Annotated in this window: 17 protein-coding genes; 8 read left to right on the plus strand and 9 right to left on the minus strand. The window is 48.2% G+C overall.

Going from position 1 to position 22,061, the window contains the following annotated elements:
• Positions 1-31: 31 nt before the first annotated feature.
• Together MUG06_RS16810 and MUG06_RS16815 are read left to right on the plus strand one after the other, a co-directional pair.
• Positions 32-1,291, plus strand: a complete 1,260-nt coding sequence (locus tag MUG06_RS16810; RefSeq protein WP_243079320.1) for a Gfo/Idh/MocA family oxidoreductase — start codon at positions 32-34, stop codon at positions 1,289-1,291.
• A 335-nt stretch (positions 1,292-1,626) separates the two neighbouring features.
• Complete coding sequence (locus tag MUG06_RS16815) at positions 1,627-2,205, plus strand: NlpC/P60 family protein (protein WP_243079321.1); 579 nt, start codon at positions 1,627-1,629, stop codon at positions 2,203-2,205.
• Positions 2,206-2,287: 82 nt separating this feature from the next.
• On the opposite strand, the gene MUG06_RS16820 is transcribed toward MUG06_RS16815, so the two are convergent.
• Both MUG06_RS16820 and ascF read right to left on the minus strand, forming a co-directional pair.
• Positions 2,288-3,718, minus strand: a complete 1,431-nt coding sequence (locus tag MUG06_RS16820) for a 6-phospho-beta-glucosidase (RefSeq protein WP_243079322.1) — start codon at positions 3,716-3,718, stop codon at positions 2,288-2,290.
• Positions 3,719-3,750: 32 nt separating this feature from the next.
• A complete protein-coding gene (gene ascF, locus MUG06_RS16825; protein WP_243079323.1) occupies positions 3,751-5,199 on the minus strand; it encodes a PTS cellobiose/arbutin/salicin transporter subunit IIBC in 1,449 nt (482 codons plus the stop codon).
• A 315-nt stretch (positions 5,200-5,514) separates the two neighbouring features.
• Between ascF and MUG06_RS16830 the strand changes: the two genes are divergently transcribed.
• Positions 5,515-6,534, plus strand: coding sequence for a LacI family DNA-binding transcriptional regulator (locus MUG06_RS16830; RefSeq protein WP_243079435.1), 1,020 nt, complete (start codon positions 5,515-5,517; stop codon positions 6,532-6,534).
• A 465-nt stretch (positions 6,535-6,999) separates the two neighbouring features.
• Entirely contained in the window at positions 7,000-8,262 is a 1,263-nt protein-coding gene (gene umuC, locus MUG06_RS16835) for a translesion error-prone DNA polymerase V subunit UmuC (RefSeq protein ID WP_243079324.1), read from the plus strand.
• An 89-nt stretch (positions 8,263-8,351) separates the two neighbouring features.
• Here the strand turns inward: umuC and MUG06_RS16840 are convergent, their stop codons facing one another.
• The 5 genes from MUG06_RS16840 to MUG06_RS16860 form a co-directional block, all read right to left on the minus strand.
• Positions 8,352-9,263 (minus strand): LysR family transcriptional regulator, encoded by a 912-nt coding sequence (locus MUG06_RS16840; protein WP_243079325.1) that lies wholly within the window; start codon positions 9,261-9,263, stop codon positions 8,352-8,354.
• Positions 9,264-9,489: 226 nt separating this feature from the next.
• Positions 9,490-10,761 (minus strand): OprD family outer membrane porin, encoded by a 1,272-nt coding sequence (locus MUG06_RS16845; RefSeq protein ID WP_243079326.1) that lies wholly within the window; start codon positions 10,759-10,761, stop codon positions 9,490-9,492.
• 242 nt (positions 10,762-11,003) lie between these two features.
• Positions 11,004-11,723, minus strand: coding sequence for a dienelactone hydrolase family protein (locus MUG06_RS16850; RefSeq protein WP_243079327.1), 720 nt, complete (start codon positions 11,721-11,723; stop codon positions 11,004-11,006).
• Between the two features lie 434 nt (positions 11,724-12,157).
• Positions 12,158-12,463 (minus strand): DUF1471 domain-containing protein, encoded by a 306-nt coding sequence (locus MUG06_RS16855; RefSeq protein ID WP_243079328.1) that lies wholly within the window; start codon positions 12,461-12,463, stop codon positions 12,158-12,160.
• Positions 12,464-12,852: 389 nt separating this feature from the next.
• Positions 12,853-13,185: a gamma-glutamylcyclotransferase family protein gene (locus tag MUG06_RS16860; RefSeq protein ID WP_243079329.1), complete on the minus strand. Its 333-nt coding sequence runs from the start codon at positions 13,183-13,185 to the stop codon at positions 12,853-12,855.
• Positions 13,186-13,551: 366 nt separating this feature from the next.
• Here MUG06_RS16860 and MUG06_RS16865 point away from each other — a divergent pair, with 366 nt between their 5' ends.
• The 4 genes from MUG06_RS16865 to MUG06_RS16880 all read left to right on the plus strand — a co-directional run bounded on the left by MUG06_RS16865 (position 13,552) and on the right by MUG06_RS16880 (position 19,470).
• On the plus strand, positions 13,552-15,591 hold the full coding sequence (locus MUG06_RS16865) for a beta-galactosidase (protein ID WP_243079330.1): 2,040 nt from the start codon (positions 13,552-13,554) through the stop codon (positions 15,589-15,591).
• Positions 15,588-16,994, plus strand: a complete 1,407-nt coding sequence (locus tag MUG06_RS16870; RefSeq protein ID WP_243079331.1) for a glycoside-pentoside-hexuronide (GPH):cation symporter — start codon at positions 15,588-15,590, stop codon at positions 16,992-16,994. Before MUG06_RS16865 ends, MUG06_RS16870 begins: the two co-directional genes overlap by 4 nt.
• Positions 16,995-17,097: 103 nt before the next feature.
• Positions 17,098-17,976, plus strand: a complete 879-nt coding sequence (araC, locus tag MUG06_RS16875; RefSeq protein ID WP_243079332.1) for an arabinose operon transcriptional regulator AraC — start codon at positions 17,098-17,100, stop codon at positions 17,974-17,976.
• Between the two features lie 288 nt (positions 17,977-18,264).
• Positions 18,265-19,470, plus strand: coding sequence for a sugar transporter (locus MUG06_RS16880; RefSeq protein ID WP_215848479.1), 1,206 nt, complete (start codon positions 18,265-18,267; stop codon positions 19,468-19,470).
• Positions 19,471-19,807: 337 nt separating this feature from the next.
• On the opposite strand, the gene MUG06_RS16885 is transcribed toward MUG06_RS16880, so the two are convergent.
• A complete protein-coding gene (locus MUG06_RS16885; protein ID WP_243079333.1) occupies positions 19,808-20,563 on the minus strand; it encodes a DNA-binding transcriptional regulator YciT in 756 nt (251 codons plus the stop codon).
• Between the two features lie 73 nt (positions 20,564-20,636).
• Complete coding sequence (locus MUG06_RS16890; protein WP_243079334.1) at positions 20,637-21,899, minus strand: DUF1479 domain-containing protein; 1,263 nt, start codon at positions 21,897-21,899, stop codon at positions 20,637-20,639.
• Positions 21,900-22,061: the final 162 nt, after the last annotated feature.

The raw sequence follows: 22,061 nt of genomic DNA on the forward strand, positions 1-22,061 counted from the left end.
GTATACATCGTGCTATGCAAACGGAGGAAGCATGACCCATAAGCGCAAAGCCTCATACGCCCAGACAGGGCCGGGGACGCCCACTGGACAACCTTTACCGGTTCCAGCCCACTTTGGACAACCCGCAAAGATAGATGTAGGTAGCGTGGAGCATGAAAAAGTAAGCTTCGAGAACTGGAAAGGGCAAGCCGATCGTCCCGAGCCTGAACCGCCAGTGGTGCTGCCGCCGGAAAAACGTCTTGGCATTGCTATCGTTGGGCTTGGGCGTTTAACGCTGAATCAAATTTTGCCTGCTCTTCGCCAAAGCCAATATGCCCGCCCGGTAGCGTTGGTTTCTGGTCGACGTGACAAAGCGCAAGTGGTTGCGGCGCAATACGGTATCGATGCAGATGCTATTTATAGCTACGACGAAATGGCGCGCATGGCGGAGAACAAAGCCATTGATGCGGTCTATATCGTGACGCCAAATGGCCTGCATCGCGATCATGCAGTAGCTGCGGCGAAAGCGGGCAAGCATGTGCTGTGTGAAAAGCCGATGGCAAACACGTCTGAGGAAGCGCGTGAAATGATCGCCGCCTGTAATGAGGCGGGTGTCAAACTGATGATCGCTTATCGTTGCCAATATGACGTGTTCAATCTCGAAGCGGCGCGGCTGACGCAGTCCGGTGAGCTGGGCCGACCACGCTTTATTCAGGCTATTACCACTCAGGTGCAAGGCCCAGGCGAGCAATGGCGTATGCGTGCCGCATTAGCAGGTGGCGGGGCATTACCAGATATCGGTTTATATTGCCTGAACGGTGTTCGTACCATGCTGGCCGAGGATCCCATTGAGGTCTATGCGCAAATCATTAATCCAGAGCAGGATGCGCGCTACCAGGAAGTCGAAGAGTCGGTCACTTTTACGCTGCGTTTCCCGTCGGGCGTTATTGCCCACTGTATCACCAGCTACGGTGCGCATGAATGCAAGGATATGAACATCCGGTTAGAGAAAGGTTGGGTGTCGTTGGAAAATGCTTATGCTTATCAAGGCCAGCGCTTGTATGTAGCGCAGCGGTGCGGTGATGCTGAGCAGGTAAATGAAATCCGACTTTCGCCCCAAGATCAGTTCACGCTTGAAATTGATCACTTCGCTTACGGCATATTGCACAATCGGCCTTTCCATTCGCCGGGCGAAGAGGGGTTGCAGGATCACCTGCTGATGGAAGCAATTTATCGTTCTGCACGGGAAGGATTGCCAGTGAGGATAGATTATCCGTCTGAACATTCGCCACTGGCTGTAACGCAACGTTAAAACAACAGAAAGCCGGGCATACCCCTTAGACGCGGGTTATGTCAGGCTTTACTCGCCCATCCGCTAAATGGAGTCACGGGATAATTAACGCTTATAGATACATGTCATTATTAATCAAGAAAATAATAACGCGGTTAAATCTATTTCCCATGCTTATAAAATTTTTTATGTAAAGTGTTTAATAAAGAGAGGCGTTAATAGATTTTACAATTGTAAATTTTCGTCAATGAAGTTAAGTGTGTGTAATTCAAGTAGATAGGCCATTTTTTCAATTAAACCGGTGCTGTATAAATCCACGCACAGTTAATGTGCTAAAACACCCGGTATCCGCCATCATGACGTTATCTAAAAGAGTCAAAGTCTTATTCTGTCTGTCGTTTGTTACTTTGGCGGGGTGCTCATCTCATTCTGCTACTGGCCATAAAAATCTGCCTGCGGATACAACTGATACCTATAGCCGTTCTGATCAGCAACCTGATCTGATTCCCGTCGTCGCAGCACTGCATGACCAAATGCATTCCTGGCAAGGCACACCTTATCATTGGGGTGGAACCACGTTAACCGGGGTTGATTGCTCAGGTTTTGTCTGGCGAACGCTGAAAGACCGTTTCAATCTTCCCATGGATCGCGTGACGACCACCCAGCTTATTCAAATGGGAAAACGTGTCGATGCCGAGCATCTTCAACCGGGGGATTTAGTCTTTTTCCGCATTAACCATGAAATGCATGTTGGCTTCTATGACACTGACCACCAATTCTTACACGCCTCTTCCAGTAAAGGCGTTATGCGCTCTTCGCTCCACAATCCTTACTGGAAACGCGTTTTTTATCAGGCAAGGCGTTTACCAAAAGAATATAACGCTGAAATAACCTTTAATGCTGAACCGAACGCAGTCACCTTGGCGAAAAACTAATTGTGCTGTTTATTCTGGCGCGAAGAGGTGACCTGAGATGCGTAAAAATTAACGTTTCTCAGGCCATTGTCCGAGAAAGGACTCAGTCTAAATCTTTGCCGTTACTGGCAATCACTTTTTTATACCACCAAAATGATTTTTTACGGGTGCGCAGCAACGTTCCGTTTCCGTGATCATCGCGATCAACGTGGACAAATCCGTAGCGTTTACTCATCTCTCCGGTTGATGCTGCAACCAAATCGATGCAACCCCACGTGGTATAACCCATTACCGGAATACCGTCGGCAATCGCGTCTGCCATGGCGCGAATGTGCTCGCGTAAATAGCTGATGCGATAGTCGTCAACGATCTCGCCATCGGCATTAAATTCATCACGCGCGCCAAGACCATTCTCCACCAGAAACAGCGGTTTTTGATAACGGTCATACATCATGTTCATGGTAATACGCAGGCCCAACGGATCGATTCCCCAGCCCCAGTCGCTGCGCTTGATATGCGGGTTGGTTAATGACTTCACCACATTGGCGGCGCTGCTGTTGTTCTCATTCATATCTGCCGACGCGCAGCGTGACGCGTAGTAGCTGAATGAAACAAAATCGACGGTATTTTTCAGGATTTCAGCATCTTCATCCGCCATGACAATCTTGACATCTTTTTCGCGGAACACCCGTGCGGAATAAGAGGGGTAAGCACCTCGAGCCTGCACATCAATAAAGAACAGATTTTCACGATCTTTTTCTAATGCTGCCCACACGTCTTCGGGTTTGCTTGACCAAGGGTAGAAATTCCCGCCTGCTAGCATGCAGCCAACCTGATTTTCAGGATTGATTTCATGCGCAATACGGGTTACTTGTGCGCTGGCCAACAGTTCATGATGCGCCGCCTGATATTTCACCTGCTCTGGATTTTCACCCTCTTCAAAAACCAAGCCTGCACCAGAAAAGGGACTGTGCAGCAGAATGTTAATCTCATTAAAGGTTAACCAGTATTTCACCAGGCCATCAAACGCTTCAAAGCAGGTACGTGCATAGCGCGCAAAAAAGTCGATCATTTTGCGATTACGCCATGAACCATATTCGGTGACCAAATGCATGGGAACGTCAAAATGGCACAGCGTCACCAGCGGTTCGATGCCATATTGACGGCAGGTTTCAAACAGATCGCGATAAAACGCAATACCTTGCGGATTAGGCGTTGACTCATCCCCATTGGGGTAAATGCGGCTCCAGGCAATTGAGGTGCGAAAAACGGTGAATCCCATCTCAGCCATTAAGGCAATATCGTCGTGATAGCGATGATAAAAATCGATCGCCTCATGGCTTGGATAGAACTCATCCTGATGCAGGGTAAATCGCTTTTCCAGACCCAGCTTGACCTTCATGCGGTTGGATCCATGTGGGATCATGTCTACTGTAGTCAGTCCTTTACCACCTTCAAGATAACCGCCTTCTGACTGATTAGCGGCTAATGCGCCACCCCATAAAAAACCTTCAGGAAATGTCGATTCAGACATAAAAAACCTCAGTATCTGGCAACGATCGCCAGTCAATTAGCATTAACAGTTTTAACGGTGTCAGCGGAAAGGGGACTCGCTGATGTCGGCGCTGCTTCACTTTCCGGGATGTCTTCAAACCCTAAAATGAGCGTGAGAATAAAGGAGAGCACCACGGAAAGCACCATCACGGCAGCGACCCAGACGATGCTCATAGGGTTGGAGGGATCGAAAAATTGTACGCTGGTAAACAGGCCGGGAGAGGCCATCGAATGGCTGGCGAGCCCACCAATACCAGCAACCGCGCCGCAAATAAATCCACTGATTAAGCAGGCGATCAAAGGGCGCTTTAAGCGCACCGCCACGCCATACAGCGCTGGCTCAGAAATCCCGGCAATAATCGCCGAAGCCGCTGCAGCCAAGGCAGTTTGACGCAATTCACGATTTTTAGTCCTGAAAGCGACCGCCAAAGATGAGCCACCAAGTGACAAATTGGCGCCAATTTCAGAAGGCATAACCATGCCTTCTTTACCGGTCTCTGCGATGGTTTGAATGATGGTTGGGGTAAAAACACGATGCATGCCGGTCATCACCAACAATGGCCATATTGCACCCATAATAGCGACAGAAAGCCAGCCCAGATAACCGTGAACGGTGTAGACGATTGCCGAAATGCCGCTACCAATCCAGATGCCCAGCGGCCCGATGAAGACAATCGCAATCGGGGCAGCGATCAACACAATCAGCATGGGTTTGAGGAAGTTTTTGGTTACCGCCGGCGTGATGTGATCAACGCCTCTTTCAATGTGAGACAAAATCCAGGTCATCACCAGCGCGGGGATCACGGTGTAAGTATATTTCACTGCTGTCACTGGAATAGCGGCAAATTCGACAACCTGTCCTTGTGCCGCTTTCGCCATCAGGTCAACAAAATTGGGATGAACCAGCACGCCAGCAATCGCAATGGCCAGCGACATGTTGGTTTTGAATTTAAGCGCAGCAGAAGCAGCCACCATCACCGGCAAGAAGAAAAATGCGCCATCGCCAATAACATTCAAAATGATCAGCGTTGAGGAGCCTTTTTCAAAAACACCGGCCATATCCAGGATCATGGCCAGCAGTTTTACCATGGAGCCGCCGATAATGGCGGGGATCAACGGTGACATTGTCCCGACGAGTGCATCAAGAATGCCTGCGCCTATCCCTTTCAAGGTTATTTTACGGGGTGCGGTTGAAGACGGTGCGGCATTCGGCGTACCCAGTTTTAATACTTCCTGGTAAGCCTTCGACACGTTGTTGCCAATGATAACCTGGCACTGCGTGTCGTTGTGAACCACGCCCATGACGCCATCAATAGATTTCAGTGTCGGGCTGTTGATCAACGAGGGGTCTTTCACCACAAATCTCAGGCGAGTCATACAGTGCGTGACCGCCTCAATATTATTCAGGCCACCTAGCGCATCAACGATAGCGTGTGAGACCTCAGCGTAGTTCTTCGGCATAGGTTTTATCTCTGTAGAGAAATCGGTAAGTGTTCTGACCGGTGTGTTACATCAACGATGCCAATGTCATTTGAATAATTCAGCGCTTTTTTCAGCCTGGGCATCGCTTATGCAACCTCTGTAGGAAACCGGTTTCATAAAATCATGAAGATGTTTATCGATATGAACAAGAGATAAAATTTGTGAATTTTTGATTATGTGACGATGATCAACCTGAAGGATCACCGGGGCATGCAGTACAAATTGGAAAATATTTCAAAACAAAGAGTGACTTAGGTAGACTGCCAAAAAGAGGGCGATTCAGACGGCGCAATGATGGCAACAATACTTGAAGTGGCTAAAAAAGCCGGTGTTTCAAAAGCGACAGTTTCCCGCGTTCTGTCTGGAAACGGCTACGTCAGTCAGGAAAAGCGTGCGCACGTGCTGCAGGCCATTGCGGAAACAGGCTATCGTCCTAATTTACTGGCGCGTAATCTTGCGATAAAAAGCACGCAAACTATCGGGCTGGTGGTCACTAACACCTTGTATAGCGGCAATATCTTCAGCGAGTTGATGCTTCACTCAGCCCGCATGATGGAAGAACAAGGCCGTCAACTGATACTCGCCGATGGCAAACATACGGCTGAAGATGAAAGGGCAGCAATTCAGTTTTTACTGGATCTTCGCTGCGACGGCATCATTATCTATCCGCGTTTTCTCTCTATTGCTGAGATGGATGAGATCATTTCGCTCCACAAACAGCCCATCCTGGTCATCAACCGGCGATTGAGACGCAACGACAGTTACTGCATTTTTTCTGATCAAAAATTAACCAGCGCGGCGGCGGTAAAACATCTCATTAAATTAGGCCATCGCGATATCGCGTTTATTACCGGCTCACTGGATTCTCCAACCGGAATGGAACGCCTTTCAGGTTATAAATCTGCACTCGCTGAACAGAATATCGAGATAAATAACGCGCATATTGTGGAAGGAAAATGGACGGCGCAAAGCGGCGTGGATGCGGTTGATATATTGCTTAAGCGAGGCCAGACATTTAGCGCGCTTGTTGCCAGCAATGATGAGATGGCCGTCGGGGCTCTAAAGAGGCTGGCTGAATGCCATCTTTCGGTGCCTTCTGCTGTGTCGGTGATTGGCTTTGATGACATTCCACTGGCGCCCTACACGATTCCTTCCCTCTCTAGCATGAAAATGCCCGTCACTGAAATGATCAAAGAGACAATCAATCGCCTGCTTTCCATGTTGGATGGTGGAGAATTTGAACAACAAAAAGTGTTTACGGCCAGCCTGATCGCGCGTGATTCTATTACGACGGGTCCTTATTTCCATCCTTAGAAAATTGTCGATCAAATAGCGTCTGGCGGTAATCCACCTTTATTACGCGGTTGTCTATCCATCAAAGAAATCCCCTTTTATTCTGTTTTAGTGAAAGAGATTTGTTCATTATCTCGCCAGGCTTAACTCCTTTTTAATTAAAAAAGCCTGTCACCAAGCGTTATGCCTCAGAGCGGGCCCGGATGATGCCGCTTCCGCATAAAAGCACCCGAGATGTCATCCCGTTTAGCATGGTTTTGAAAAATTAGTCGAAAAAAGCATGAATAATGAGCAAGTTGTTCATTAAGGCCAGATTAGACTTGATCAATTCTCTGCATCAGCAATACTGTATGGATATACAGTTTATCGGTAACGCTACGATGAAAAGCTTGCTGAGCCATCAATTAATTAAAAACAGTCCGCTTTTTATCACGTCAGGTGATGCATTCACGCTGATTTGCCGATGCTTTCATTCCCTGGGCTACTATGTTTGCATTAGTCGACGTTAATAATTTTTATACCTCATGTGAAACCGTATTCAGGCCCGACCTGCGGGGAAAGCCGGTTGTCGTGGTTTCAAATAACGATGGCTGCATTATTTCGCGTTCAGCGGAAGCGAAAAAAATGGGCATAAAAATGGGTGCGCCGTATTTCAAAATCAGAGATGAATTACTTCATCATAAGGTAAAAGTATTTAGCTCAAATTACGCCTTGTATGCTGATATGTCTCATCGTGTGATGAGTACTCTGGAAGAGATGGCACCCGCAGTAGAGTTTTATTCAATTGATGAAGCTTTTATGAGTATGGCGGGCATCCGTAATTGTCGCGTGCTGGAGGAATTTGGCTACGAGATTCAGCAGCGTATCTGGCGAGAGACACATCTGCGCGTGGGCATCGGCATTGCACCAACCAAAACCCTGGCGAAGCTGGCAAATTACGCGGCAAAGAAATGGACTAAAACCCGCGGCGTGCTTGACCTCTCTAATAGTGAACGACAGAAAAAACTGATGGCGCTGGTGCCGGTTGAAGAGGTGTGGGGCGTCGGACGACGTATCAGCAAGAAGCTCAACGCTATGGGCATTATTACCGCCAAAGATCTTTCCGAACAAAGTACCTGGATCATCAGAAAACACTTCAACGTGGTATTGGAGCGCACCGTGCGCGAATTACGCGGCGAGCCCTGTCTGGAACTGGACGAATATTCCCCCAGTAAGCAACAAATCATGTGCAGCCGCTCTTTTGGTTATCGCATCACTGAATATGAAGAAATGCATCAGGCGATTTGCACCTATGCTGAACGTGCCGCAGAAAAGTTACGTCAGCAAAGGCAGCACTGTCGTTTGATCAGCGTGTTTATTCGCACCAGTCCCCATGCGGAAGGCGAAGTGTTCTATACAAATCAGGTAAGCGGTAACCTGCCAATTCCTTCAAATGATACGCGCGATATTATTCGCGTCGCCGTTCGTGCACTTGATGCGATGTGGAAAGAGAGTCATCGCTACATGAAAGCGGGGGTTATTCTCAGCGACTTTTTCAGTCAGGGCGTTGCCCAGCTTAACCTTTTTGATGAATTCCAGCCGCAGGCCAACAGCGCAGCGTTGATGCAGGTTATGGATCAGATCAATGAAAAAGAGCGCGGCCGTATTGGGTTTGCTGGACAGGGAACAGTGAAGTCATGGGCGATGAAACGCGAAATGCTTTCTCCGGCGTACACCACCCGTTTCTCAGATTTGCCGGTGGCAAAGTAGTCAACGGAAAACGGGATTGTTTAAACGTATCCGCTTTCTTACACACACATTAATCATCGAAAAGAGGGGTTGTTTCTCTTTTAAAGATATTACAGCGATGTGTCCCATGTTGGTTTTCCAGAGAATGCGGCAGCCAAAAAGTCTATTAATACCCGGGATTTATGCGCCAGATATTTGGCTGGAGGATAGACGGCGTAAAGCCCCATTGGCGGCGCTTCAAAAGCGGTGAGGACAGACTGAATCTCGCCTCTTTTAAGGGCTTCGCTCACGACGAAAGTGGGGAGACGAGAGATTCCCAGCCCGGCAATAGCTGCATTCAGACACACTTCAGCATTGGATAATTTCATTCTACCTTGTACTGGCTGCGTAGAGATGCCCTGATTTTCATCCCTGAATGGCCACTGATACGGATCGCGAAAGTTAGTATCTACAATGCAGTCATGCTCAATAAGTTGTTCCCAATGCATCGGTACTCCTCTGCGTGAAAGATATTCCTGAGAGGCAACCAGAACAATACGGATATCGCTGAGCTTTCTGGCTATCAGATTACTGTCTTCCAGATTGCCAATGCGTAATGCCAGATCAAAACCTTCATCAACCACATTCACTGCGCGATCGGCAAAATGAACATCCAGCTCAATATCAGGATACTGACGCGCAAATTCGATCAAAAGATGCGGTAATTTCAATGTTCCAAAAGTGACGGGGGCAGAAATTCGCAATGTACCTGAGGGCGAATTTGACGTATTACGCACGGAATCATTGAGTGCATCATAGTCGGCGATAAGCTGCCTAATTTGTTCATAATAGGCACGGCCCACTTCGGTGGGCGTCAAAGAACGGGTGCTGCGTCGGAGTAAATTCACGCCAAGTTCACGCTCAAGACGAGAAATAAGTTTTGATGCCTGTCCGTGGCTGGTATTCAAACGCTGGGCAGCGGCGGTAAAACTCCCTGTTTCCATGACGGCAATGAACATGCGATCACACTCAATTCTTTCCATATATCCTCATTGAACACGTTAAATCTCACTAACCTCACGGCTAACCGAAGCTGTAGTAAAACCGATCCTACATGCAACAGCCTTTCGCTCTAATTTAATCGGAAGGTTGATGGCGAGCAGAACAAACAATAACGTTTTTTCTGTGAGCATATTTCACTTCGCATTGAAAGGAGCAGTGGCTGAGTGCGTTGCCACTGCTTTAATGAGAAATTTACATCAAATCGGATTACAACAGTGAGAAAGGATACTCAACAAAGACACGAACTTCATTACCGCCGATATTGTAATCGGCTGCATCTGACGAAACGCGTAGAATCGAATAACGCAATTTCAGTTTTAAATCTTTAGCGAATCCATCCTGAACTTTGTATTGGATCTGGTTAAAGAATTCATGCTCATGTCCATTGCTGGATGCCGAGGTTTTGATATTGTCACCGCGGACATACGCTGCATCATAGCTCAACCCAGAAACACCTAATCCCGCCAGATCAACCGAGTAAGCGACCTGCCAGGATCGTTCATCTTCACCATTGAAATCTGACCAATAGGAGTTCGCCAGCCAAATGGTATTGCCGCCATCGCCAGTGCCACCCTGATTGCGATACCCACCATAATGGTATCCCGTGCTGCCACTGCTCTGCTGATAAGCCAGTTTAAACGTGTGAATATCCCACACGTAACTTGCCGCCAGGCTCCAAATGGAATTGCTGCGCCCGGTATTTTGGCTGTCTGCATAAGACTGATCAAGCCGTGAGTTATAACCATTGAAATCGAGTATCAGTGCCTGGTTAGCCACTAAAGGCTGGCGATAATTCAGATTCAGATATTGCTTGTTCAGCACATCCTGAACGTGCGAAGCGTAAAACCCACCGCTGAACTGATCGTTAAACTGATAGTGGGCGCCAGCAAAAGCCAGGCTACTGAGGCCGGTATCATGGCTGTCATCACTTTTCTGTTGTTCATCGGTAAAGTAACCCGCGCTGACATCCAGGCCTTCGATCTCTTGAGAGTCGAGCATAAAACCGGTATAGGTTTCGGCCAGCAGGCGGGAATCATCGCTGTTCAAAATGGGCAGAGCAGGGCGCTGAGTCCCGTAGCTCAGCACGGTATTTGAGAAGCGCATCTTCAAAGTAGCACCGAATTTAGCGAGGTCGGATTTTGCTTTTCCATCCTGGTCCTGAGCAAAAAAGTCGATGCCGCCAGCACCACTACGACCGCGTCCGCCATCCAAACGCACAGCATATTGAGCAATACCATCAACACCAAATCCTACCGGGCCTTGCGTAAAACCGGATGAATAGGTAGCAATAACGGCTTGGCCCCATTCCGCACGATCGCGTACGCCTTCATCTTTATAATCGCGCTTGATATAAGCGTTGCGAAGTAATACATCAAGATGGCTGTCTTCGATGAATCCATTATTTTGCTGCTCAGTACTGGCAAAGGCCGAATTCGCGCTGAGTGTCACGAATATGGCTAACGGCAAAGATTTGTTCACGTTCAATTACCCTGTCTATTTTATTTTATTCAGTAGATACCCTTTTCTCGGGCAGAGCAGACGCCTGAGGGCGAGCAATTTATCACTGTTTCAAAAAAGAGCAGGGAAAAGCTTTTATCGAATAGTGCGGATTCTGATTATAAATGTCAGGTGGGATAAATAATAAGCAATGACATAACTCACGCGCTGGTGGTAAGCGTGGTGCCTGAATATCCAGACACCACGGCAGTAAACTAAAAGGATTAAAGGACTTCGGTAAACAGTGCGAACATAGATTTAAATGCGCGACGTGAAACATCAGCATTATATTGGGAAACGCCTTCAACATTCGCCGTTGGATCGGTGAACGAGTGCACCGCACCTGCATAACTGATTAATTGCCAGTCAATATTCTTAGTCGTCATTTCATGAGAAAACGCGGCAAGCTGCTCTCTCGGCACGAGTGGATCGGCAGCACCGTCCAGGACTAATACGGCGCTTTTGAGTTCTTTATCTTCATATAAGCCACTGGTATCCAGCGTACCGTGGAAAGAAACAGCAGCCTTAATATCAGCACCGCTACGCGCTAATTCAAGTGCACAATGGCCACCGAAGCAAAAACCGATAGCGGCAATTTTACTGGCTGAAACTGCCACTTCTTTTTGATTCACCAAGGCAACCAGCGCGGCATTCATGCGTTCAACTTCAGCGGGCGTATCTTTAACTTCCATCATATATTTTCCTGCGTCATCACCTGATGCAGGTCGCTTCCCCTGACCATAGAGGTCAGCAATCAAAACCACATAGCCCTCTGCGGCTATTTTTTCTGCCTGCTTAATGGCAGTGGATGTCACACCCATCCAGTTTGGTGCCATGACCACACCGGGGCGCGGAGAGGAATTGTTATCGGTATAAACCAGTTTGCCTTCGAAACTGTCTTGGCCGACACGATAAACACAGCTGGAAGTAATCACAGTAGACATAAGTTCTCTTAAGTGAAAAGTAATGGGATGAGGGGACGAATGTTTTACATTGACTAAATAGACTCTGTTTATCAACCGAAGAAAAGTACCAGCGCAGGGAATGCTAAAAGGTGGCGTTGTTCAGTTGAGTACGAATAATAAACAAAACGGGGATACTACAGTAAACAGCGTGATTTAACTGAAGGTTGTGATAACAAAATCAAAGCTGCCGGAGAAAACTCTGCACGTAACAGAAAGAAAAGAGTAGATTCCTTTATTAATGTAAGAGTATTGAAATTTCGTAACTGAAATTTATTAAAAAATAGGCTATGCAAATGAGGGGAGGTTTAAAGTGGTGTAAAAAAACACATTGTCTCGGCAATAAAAATAAGACAATGTGCTGTTGAGCAGTTAATGAATGCCTTTGTTGTCGATAAATAATTAAACGTCACGGGTTAGCCATAAGCGACTTTTTCATTGAGGGTATACAGCGTCGCCGTCGCGGCTAGCAGATACTGCTCATCTTTACCTTGTTTGTGAGATTCGACTTCGGTGATGTGATATCCCACGGCACCCGCATCCAGGGCTTTATGTAACAAGGCGTCATTTAATTCCTCCATGGATGTCGCCCAACTTACCGATGTGACTCCCATAGGCTGAATGGAGTTTTTTTCACGAAAAGATAACCCTGAACGGATAAATACGGGTTTAACGGTCGGATGGGAAAATATAGATAAAACATCCTGAACTAATGCTTTCATTATCGAACTCCTCAGAATACGGAAGGTAAAGCCGGCCATTAGGAAAGCGTAAACACGATTGATTGTTAGACGTTGTTGCACTGTTAGCGCTGATCAACTTCGACAACGTTGATAATCACGAACCTTGTTAACAAGTTGTGATGGATGTTATCAAATACCCTTTTGTGTTATCTGTTTTAGCTTTTGCTGCTAATTAATTGCTTATGAAAACTTCAGCCACATTTGAATTAATGTTTCAGGAGAATATTTTCATCTGTTTACAAGTCGGGGGTTTCAGAAACAGTTACAGAGAGGATTAAATACGCGGATGAGGTGATGAGTGGAACCAGCGAAACAACGAAAATGTCAGTGAGGCCGCGCTGGTTTGGAAGGGCCAGTTCAGTAGATTATCAGCTGATTTGTGGCTGAAGTTGATATACCCAAGCCGTAACCTGTTGATCTGCTGCTGTTGTGACACTCACTTCAACGCGATCATAACCCTCTTCGAATTCATCCAGCATCGGCCAATGCGGCTCAAGCTTGTCAGAGAAAAAAAGGTAACCATTGACGCGTTGGCCGTTCTTATCCAGCACAACGCCTGGGAAGTCTGCTGCTGCTCCCCAGCCCCGCTCATAAAAGGTCCCCGTTACATAACCTTGTTGCCATTCACCGCCAATATTTTCCAGAATATGTGCATTAGAGCGGCCCGGACATAATGTGCCGTAGACAAATAATTTCTTCATTTTCCTTCAAGCATTCCCTAAATAAAAAAATAAAACTCACGTTGGCGTTGTCCGGTAACGCTATCAGACTCATCACCGGGTCAAAAAATATGCCAAATTATTTTAATCAGTGCAAAGCGTTCCCGGCATAAATCGATACACAGCAAACCGAGATAAAAGGGGGATATAACCTGCGCGTTATCTCATTACAGCGCGCGCTAAAGGCGCCCAAGCGTGGGTCAATCGGCTTAACCGCGGTTTTGTGATCGCGATCAGACTCTTAAGGCGATAGCAGATTTCTGTATGTTGGCGACAGCCGTCTACAGCTTCGCATCGAAGCTTTCCGCTAAGTTAGCAGCCTGAGCGGCAAACAAAGCGGGAATGCGAATGGAGAAGATTTGGTTTGGTACTGCTTATTATCGTGAATATCTGCCAGAAGAGCGTCTGGAAAAAGATATCGCCATGATGAAAGCAGCGGGCATCAATTATGTACGCATCGCTGAAAGCACCTGGAGCACCTATGAACCGCAAGAAGGCGAGTTTGATTTTTCTTCGGTAATAACGGTTCTTGATCGCATGCATGCAAATGACATTAGCGTGATTATCGGTACACCTACCTATGCCGTACCCGCCTGGCTGGCAAAACGTTATCCAGAAGTGTTGGCGACAACGCCGCAGGGTCAGAATAAATATGGGCCACGACAAAAAATGGATATCGCTAGCCCGGTTTATCGCTATTACGCCGAACGTATTATTCGTCAGTTATTAGAGGCCACGGCTGCACATCCTGCTGTCATCGGTTTTCAGGTTGATAACGAAACCAAATATTATGAAACCAGTGGCCACCACATTCAGGTGGCCTTTGTTAAGTCGCTACGCAAAAAATTTAATGATGATCTGGCTTCGCTTAACCGCGCTTTTGGGCTGGATTACTGGAGCAACCGCGTGGATGCCTGGGAAGATTTCCCGTCAGTGGAAGGCACTATCAATGCCAGCCTTGGCGCGGAGTTCAAAGCTTTTCAGCGCCAGTTAGTGATCGATTTCCTGTCGTGGCAGGTCGAGTTGGTGAAACAGTATCGTTCAGCGTCGCAATTTATCACTCACAATTTCGATTTTGACTGGCGCAACTGGTCATTTGGCCTGCGCGCTGAAGTTGACCACTTTGCCACGTCACGCCTGCTGGATGTGACCGGTGTGGATGTCTATCATCCCGGGCAATCACGCCTTACTGGCGCGGAAATCGCGTTTACAGGTGATATTGCCCGCACGACTAAAGATCAAAACTACTTTGTATTGGAAACCCAGGCGCAAGCGTTTAAAGACTGGACGCCTTATCCGGGGCAATTGAGATTACAAGCGTTTAGCCACATCGCTAACGGTGCGTCAATGGTCGGCTACTGGCATTGGCACTCAATTCATAATTCCTGGGAAACCTACTGGAAAGGTTTACTCAGCCACGATCTGCTGCCGAATCCTGTTTATGATGAAGCGTGCGGCATTGGCAACAGCCTTGAAAGGTTATCCCCCGTATTAGCGGGCCTGACCAAGAGCAATCGCGTGGCGATGCTGGTCAGTAACCGTTGTCTGACGGCGGTGGACTGGCATCCGTGGCGCGGGCATCAATTTGGCGGTGACAAGGCGCATCAATACAACGACCTTTTCCGTAGCTGGTATGACGCGTTGTATCGGCTGAATATCGAGCTGGATATTCTTGACGCTGATGATCCTCGCGCGCTGCGTTATGACGTATTAATTGTGCCGTTGCTGTATGCCGCATCGGATGAACTGCTGATACGCCTGAATACCTTTGTCGAGCGCGGCGGGCATATCATTTATTCTTTTAAATCGGGATTCGCAGATGAAAATCTGCAGGTGCGCACCGCCTTGCAGCCGGGCATTATTGGCGAAGCGTGTGGCGTTTCCTATCAGCTGTTTGTTGAGCCTGATGATGTGCGGTTGTCGCAAGAGACTTTTCAGTTAGAAGGTGATGTCGGTTGCGTAACAGACTGGATGGAATTATTGCAGCCCACCTCAGCAGAAACAGAAGTGCTGGCGCGCTATGAGCATCCTTACTGGGGTAAATATGCGGCTATCACCCGTAACACGTATGGCGAAGGTTCGGCGACCTATATTGGTTGTAACCTGTCGAGCGAAGGCATGGAGCACATCTTTAGCGGGCTTCTGGCCACGCCAGCATTAACGCCGCTACGCTCAGATTACGCCTTTCCCCTGATCGTACGGAAAGCGAAAACCAAGACGCAGCAAACAGTGATTTTCCTGCTCAATTACTCTTCTACACTGCAACAGGCGAAAAACCCTTTGCTACGGGCCACTTCATTATTGAACAACCACGCCGTTGAACAGGGAGAAACGCTGGACATTGCGGGTTGGGATCTCTGCATCCTGTGTGGCGAGGAGGCGTTATGAAAGCGAATCCACAAATTACAACCCACCCGCCGGTAGGTCTGCGTGAACGTTTATCATTTGGTTTTGGCGATTACGGCACGAATCTGACTTACACCTTGATGGTGACTTTTCTGGCGTATTACTACACTGATGTGGTCGGTGTGCCTGCGTTTTTGATTGGATCGTTGATGTTTATTGCCCGTGTTCTGGATGGCTTGCTGTGCATCTGGGTCGGCATCCGCATCGATAAAACGCAAACACGTTACGGCAAAGCGAGGCCATGGGTGTTGTGGACTGCCATCCCGTTTGGTCTCTCAACTTTTCTCCTCGCGTGCGTACCGGACGCCAGTTATACGGTGAAAGTCACCTGGGTTTGCGTAACCTATTTGCTGGCAAACATTCTTTTTACGGCTAATAACATCGCCTACGGTTCTCTACTGGCGCTGATCACGCGCGATACCGTAGAACGCGGCATTCTTAGCGTATTTCGCAAAGGGCTTTCTACTTGCGGCTCGCTGACCGTTGGCGTAATTACGTTGCCGCTCATCGCCTGGCTGGGCAACGATAGCCGCGCCTGGCTGGTGGTTTTTGCTCTATACGGCACATTTACCGCTGTTTTCCTGACGATTACCGCCCTTGGAACGCGTGAGCGCATAAAACCGGTACGCGATGATAATCGTAAGCACATCTCTTTTCACCGCGTGCGGCGCTCAATGCTGGCGAACAAGTATTGGATGATGATCTTTTTTTATTTGATGATCACTTTTACCAGCCTGACGATGTTGAGCACCATCAGCGTTTACTACTCAAAATATATTTTGAAAGACATCTCGATGATGTCGTGGATTAGCGTGGCGCAGTATCTGCCGGGACTGCTTACGCTGCTTATCATTCCTTTTCTCATCAAGAAGCTAGGCAAAAGAAATCTGGCGCTGCTTGGCTTATCGATATGCTGTATCGCTTATTTGATCCCTTTATTTAACCGCCAAGATGCACTGTTTGTGATTATCGCCACGGTGGTGCGCAGTATTGGGTTCTGTGGCATTGGGGCAACGATGTTCGCCTTTCTGGCTGACACCATTGATTACGGCGAGTGGAAAACCGGGCTGCGTATTGAAGGTATTCTGTTTAGCGCCGGTACGCTTGGTCAGACAGTCGGTATGGGATTCGGTACAGCGACGGTTGGCTGGATGCTAAGCGCTGCGGGATTTGTCAGTGGTGGCGGCGTTCAACCCGCCAGCGCATTACAGATGATCCAGTTTCTGTTTATCGCATTCCCGTTGGTACTCGCGCTGTTAAACATGGCGTTGCTCTATTTTTATCGGCTTGATGACATCTATCCGCAGGTCGCCGCAGACCTTGCGCAGGGCAAATTTGAGGCGTCAATTGTTGCGTCCTCAATCACGCTACAGGTGCATCCATAACGACCAACATTCTGAAAAGCTTCAAGATCGGAGCAGCAGCGCAGCGGAAATATTCCGTTGCGCTATGCTGCCTGACCTTATCAAGCCCGGCAGAACATAAGAAATGGCACAGGTTGAAGAAGCAGGCATGGTCGGTTTTTCCCCGCTGGTCCGGCGTTTTACTTTTAACGCCTGGATGGTAGCCGGTTTTACGCCCATTACACGTGGCAGCAAACTCGACTTTTTTATCCACCGCGCAGGCGGCATGAAGGGAGTGATCCTCAATTTAACCCTGCGTGGCAGTGGCAAAATCTATACCTCCAAAGGTAGTTTTCAGTGCCAGCCCGGCGAGGTTTTACTGTTTCCGGCGGGCGTGCCGCATCATTACGGCCGCGATGAACAGAGTGAATATTGGGATCATTTGTGGATTTATTTCATTCCGCGCACTTACTGGCTTGAGTGGCTGCAATGGAATCAATGTGTGGAAGGAATCGGGCGGCTTGTATTAACGGCACCTGAAGAAGCCGAAGAAATGCGATCGCGCTTTATGGAGGCTATTCAGCTTAGCGTCAGCGATGAGCCGCTAGCGGAAGCGCTAGCAATGAACGCTGTCGAAAAGGTAATTCTGGAGTGCTTTCGCGCTCAGCCAGACTTTCGGCAACCCAGAATCGATCCGCGTATTAAAAAACTCTGCCAGTTTCTTAATGAGCACATGACGCAAGAAACCCATATCGACCAGTTGGCTCGACTCGCCTGCCTTTCACCTTCGCGTTTAGCGCACCTGTTTAAGAAAGAGACGGGCCAAACGATATCGGCCTGGCGCGAAAAACAGCGTGTCGCCCGTGCCTGCGAGCTGCTGCAAAAAACCAACTTTGCGATAACGCAGGTCGCCCTGACCGTGGGTTATAACGATCCGCTCTATTTCTCGCGCATATTCCGCCACCACATGGGCGTTAGCCCACGCGAGTATCGGAAAAAACAGGAGAAATGTAGCCGTGCTTAGTGGTTCTGTTAATGCGATGTGAAATGAGATGCAAGGAAGCTTATATTATTTAATAATCCCAATTAAAAATTATATCGATATCAAGAATAAAAAACGGCTCATTTATTTTTTATGATAAGACTTATTTTGATTCGGATAGAGAATACTAATCATATGGCTGAATATATCTAATCCCAACGCGCCAGATTTGCGAAAAATGCGACATTGATCACATTAAGCTTGAATGAAGGAAGCTCGCGCCATTACCATTGCGCGCTTTCTTATTTCAGGTTCCAGGGTTGATTAATTATGTCTGACTTGCAAACGGTGTCCCGTAAAGTTGCATGGCTGCGTGTTTTAACACTTGCCGTTGCAGCATTCATTTTTAACACCACAGAATATATTCCTGTTGGGCTTTTATCCGATATTGGATTGAGCTTTGGCATGGAGAGTGCGCAGGCAGGCGTCATGCTGACAATTTATGCCTGGATAGTGGCGCTTATGTCGCTGCCACTCATGTTGATGACCAGCAAAATTGATCGGCGCGTGCTGCTGCTGAGCCTGTTCAGTTTGTTTGCGGGTAGCCATCTGCTCTCATTTTTCGCCTGGAATTTTGACGTTTTGCTGGTGAGCCGCGCTGGCGTGGCGCTTGCACATGCGCTGTTCTGGTCCATTACAGCTTCGCTGGCTATTCGCCTTGCTCCTGCAGGGAAGCGCGCTCAGGCGTTGGGTTTATTGGCAACGGCAACGGCGTTGGCATCCGTGCTGGGCTTGCCACTTGGCCGTATCATTGGGCAAAGTTTTGGCTGGCGCGTCACCTTTTTAGTTATTGGTGTTGCCGCCATGATTCTGTTGGCGATGATTATCAAAATTATGCCGCGTGTCACCTCTGAACAGAGTGGATCACTGAAAAGCCTGCCGGGATTACTGACGAATCCAGCGCTGTTAAGCCTGTATGCGTTGGCGGTCATCGTTGTTACGGCGCATTTCAGCGCGTTTACCTATATCGAGCCGTTTGTGCAACAAGTGGCAGGAATGAGCCATAACTTCGCCACTTTGCTGCTGCTTATCTTCGGTGTGGCTGGGATCAGTGGCAGCATTATTTTCAGCAAATATGGTGAAAAACATCTGTCGAACCTGCTGATTGGCGCGATAGCTCTACTCACCCTGTGTTTGATGACAATGGTAAGCGTTGCCCACAGTATGAGCGGTTTGATCGCTATCTGTGCGCTTTGGGGTATTGCATTCATGATCATCGGTATGGGAATGCAGATGAAAGTACTGACGCTGGCCCCAGAAGCCACCGACATCGGTATGGCAATGTTCTCAGGTATTTTCAACATTGGTATTGGCTTAGGCGCGCTGGTTGGTCAAACCGTCAGCATTGATCTTTCACTCTCCTCAGTGGGTTATGTTGGGGCGCTGTTTGGCCTGTCAGCGATGTTGATTGCAATAGTCGCATTCAAAAAATGGCCTGGCAGGGCGCGTCAGCAAGAACAAGATTTGGTCGCGTAATCGTGTTGAAGAGAGCCGGTAATTCTGTAAAGAATACCGGCTTATTTAATTAAAATAACCTTCGCGGCCTGTAATATACGTTAGTTACTTTTTAGCTTTTATTAGTTATAAAACATTCCTGCTTTACGCGTTTAATTCCCAAATTAAATCCCTTTCAGCGCTGTTATTATTGACTAAATACACGATTTAATCTGTCCCAGAATGGCAAGGGGCGGCCTTGTTTTTAGCACGCAGGGTTTATGTATTAAAAAACGTGTTGATGAGGGCGAACGGAATCTTCTCTCTGTTCACCCATACATTACACCTAAAACAGGGGCAAGGTTAAAGCACCCACATTTCAGACGACCTTCTCATTAACCTGAATAACCGCCACGTTCTGTTCCTGAAGTTGTGTCAGGAGGGTGGGATGAAGGGCGCTGTCGGTTATCACCCGACGAACCTGAAAACCCGGCGACAGTGGGTAAGGATGGATTTGCCCAAACTTGGAAGAGTCGGTCAGAACGAACGTTTCAACACCCTTCGCCAGCACGGCATCAACGACGTCGCAGCGCAGCATATTACGGCCTGTGAAGCCGGTTTCAGCATGCCAGCCATCAACACCGACAAAGGCTTTATGGAAATGAACCTGCTGTACGCAGTAACGCGTCAGAGGGCCGACCATCGATTCACTGCTTTTCTGCAACATGCCACCCAATACAATCACTTCACAAGCCGCCTCTTTGAGTAAGTGAGCAATGTAGTGGCTGACAGTAATAACGGTAACATCGCGACGATCGGATAATGTGCGTGCCAGCAAAGCATTGGTGCTGCCACCTTCGATAAAAACCGATTCACCTTCGTTGATCAGGCTGGCGGCGTGGCTGGCAATCGCCTGCTTGATGCCGTAACGCGTATTCATGCGCATGCCTACGTCATCGCTGTCCAGCGCAAGGGCCGACCCGTGAACGCGACGAAGAAACTGGTCGCGCTCCAGCATGTTGAGATCCTGACGTACCGTGACTTCAGAAACACCGGTGATCTGCGCCAGTTCACTGACGGCGATGCTGCCTCGCGTGTTAACCAATTGAATAATCTGTTGATGACGTGCGTTCATGTCGGCTATTCGCTAGAAAATAAGGGGCACAGTTTAACAGAGAATCCGCGCCGCCTGGCGACGCGGATCGTCATCAGGCTAAGCCCAGCGCACGTTTGCCGTTGAGGTTTAAATCTGCCAGCGTGAAACGATCTTTCCATTCAGCTTCATAATTCTCTGGCGGGAAGTCTCCCGGTGAGCGGCCTTGCTCCAGCGCTTTCGCCACCAAATGTGCATAAGCCAGATTCTTTTCACACAGCGGCGCAGCGGGTATATACATCACATTGCCCCAACCTTGCTGATTTTCCACCGGTGCCACTGAGTGAATGACATCGCAATGCCACCATACGGAATCACCCGCTTCAAGCGCTGGAATGGAACTTAATCCTTTTATCAGATGTGGATGCCATTTCTCACTGATGGGCAGGACTTTGCCCGGCGCAACGCCGCACAGTTCATCATCAGGAACATCAGACAGAAGTGGCCGCAGCAGCACGTATGCCATAGCTTCTGGCACGGGAACCACATGCAGCAAGCCTTGACCTGGAATCATATCGGATAACGCTGTCCAACCCTGGAAAGTACGGAACACCGAGCATTTCGTGGTATCCGGCACATCGTACTCGTTCACTTCGGTACGATAAGCCGCATTCCAGGGATCGTAAGCATCAATATCGCCACTGAAAACAGAGGCAAAAACTTTTTGATAGGCGGGAAGCAACCAGCGTTCCAGCGCACCGGAATCGGTGTGCGCACCTAATCCTTTGGAGGTGGTGCCAGGCAAACGTCGGCGAATGCGATCGGGATAAATAACGCTCACATCGGGATCAAACCATTGTTTGCCCTCGGATTCGAATCTCCATAAGCGATTAAGAAACGACTGAACCTGATTCATCGCATCGCTTTGTCGCGCCTGCATCTGCGCCTGAGACCAGTAAATCGGGTAGATTTCTGGACGTGAAGCATCAAGGCTCCCGAAAAAGTTATCGCCGGGGCCACGATACTGTTTGTCAAAATCATTGGCGTCCAGATAGTCGAGCATCGACTTGTCCCAGGCGAGCGCCTGCTCACGAGAAAACTGCTGTTTCACCACTAAACAGCCGCGCTGTTTGATATGATCGCGGGTTTCATTCGAAACCGTATTGTTTGCGATTTGCTGCAACGTGATGCTCGGCCAGGCACTACCGGTTTTTAATTCATCCGCTTTTGCGTCTTCAATCGACTTTTCAATACGGCTGCAAATCTTGGCAAACAGCGCATCAACGTCGCCAATTTGCTGGCGGAGCTGCTGCTTCAGTTGTCGAATGGCCATTTTGATATCTTGAGGTAAAGGTGTTGCCTGTGATTTTACTGTCATATATCGCTCCGCCAGATACAGGGTTGAGTTTCGAACGTAAGTTTTGTAGTCTTCGTTCGTAATAATAGAGGCGAGATTAACATTAATGCAACGACAAAAAGCGTGAGCGATAACACAGGATTCATTAAGGAACGCTCCTAAACCGCTTCACAAACTCATTAT

It is taken from the genome of Pantoea sp. MQR6, from assembly GCF_022761075.1.
In the GTDB taxonomy this organism is placed as follows: domain Bacteria; phylum Pseudomonadota; class Gammaproteobacteria; order Enterobacterales; family Enterobacteriaceae; genus Pantoea; species Pantoea phytostimulans.

Excerpts from the sequence above, each read along its gene's own strand:
- MUG06_RS16830 (WP_243079435.1), top strand. The coding sequence starts at position 5,515 with ATGGCAACAATACTTGAAGTGGCTAAAAAAGCCGGTGTTTCAAAAGCG.
- MUG06_RS16855 (WP_243079328.1), bottom strand. The coding sequence starts at position 12,463 with ATGAAAGCATTAGTTCAGGATGTTTTATCTATATTTTCCCATCCGACC.
- MUG06_RS16890 (WP_243079334.1), bottom strand. The coding sequence starts at position 21,899 with ATGACAGTAAAATCACAGGCAACACCTTTACCTCAAGATATCAAAATG.
- MUG06_RS16885 (WP_243079333.1), bottom strand. The coding sequence starts at position 20,563 with ATGAACGCACGTCATCAACAGATTATTCAATTGGTTAACACGCGAGGC.
- MUG06_RS16865 (WP_243079330.1), top strand. The coding sequence starts at position 13,552 with ATGGAGAAGATTTGGTTTGGTACTGCTTATTATCGTGAATATCTGCCA.
- araC (WP_243079332.1), top strand. The coding sequence starts at position 17,098 with ATGGCACAGGTTGAAGAAGCAGGCATGGTCGGTTTTTCCCCGCTGGTC.
- MUG06_RS16840 (WP_243079325.1), bottom strand. The coding sequence starts at position 9,263 with ATGGAAAGAATTGAGTGTGATCGCATGTTCATTGCCGTCATGGAAACA.
- MUG06_RS16860 (WP_243079329.1), bottom strand. The coding sequence starts at position 13,185 with ATGAAGAAATTATTTGTCTACGGCACATTATGTCCGGGCCGCTCTAAT.
- MUG06_RS16850 (WP_243079327.1), bottom strand. The coding sequence starts at position 11,723 with ATGTCTACTGTGATTACTTCCAGCTGTGTTTATCGTGTCGGCCAAGAC.
- umuC (WP_243079324.1), top strand. The coding sequence starts at position 7,000 with ATGTTTGCATTAGTCGACGTTAATAATTTTTATACCTCATGTGAAACC.
- MUG06_RS16820 (WP_243079322.1), bottom strand. The coding sequence starts at position 3,718 with ATGTCTGAATCGACATTTCCTGAAGGTTTTTTATGGGGTGGCGCATTA.
- MUG06_RS16815 (WP_243079321.1), top strand. The coding sequence starts at position 1,627 with ATGACGTTATCTAAAAGAGTCAAAGTCTTATTCTGTCTGTCGTTTGTT.
- MUG06_RS16880 (WP_215848479.1), top strand. The coding sequence starts at position 18,265 with ATGTCTGACTTGCAAACGGTGTCCCGTAAAGTTGCATGGCTGCGTGTT.
- ascF (WP_243079323.1), bottom strand. The coding sequence starts at position 5,199 with ATGCCGAAGAACTACGCTGAGGTCTCACACGCTATCGTTGATGCGCTA.
- MUG06_RS16870 (WP_243079331.1), top strand. The coding sequence starts at position 15,588 with ATGAAAGCGAATCCACAAATTACAACCCACCCGCCGGTAGGTCTGCGT.
- MUG06_RS16810 (WP_243079320.1), top strand. The coding sequence starts at position 32 with ATGACCCATAAGCGCAAAGCCTCATACGCCCAGACAGGGCCGGGGACG.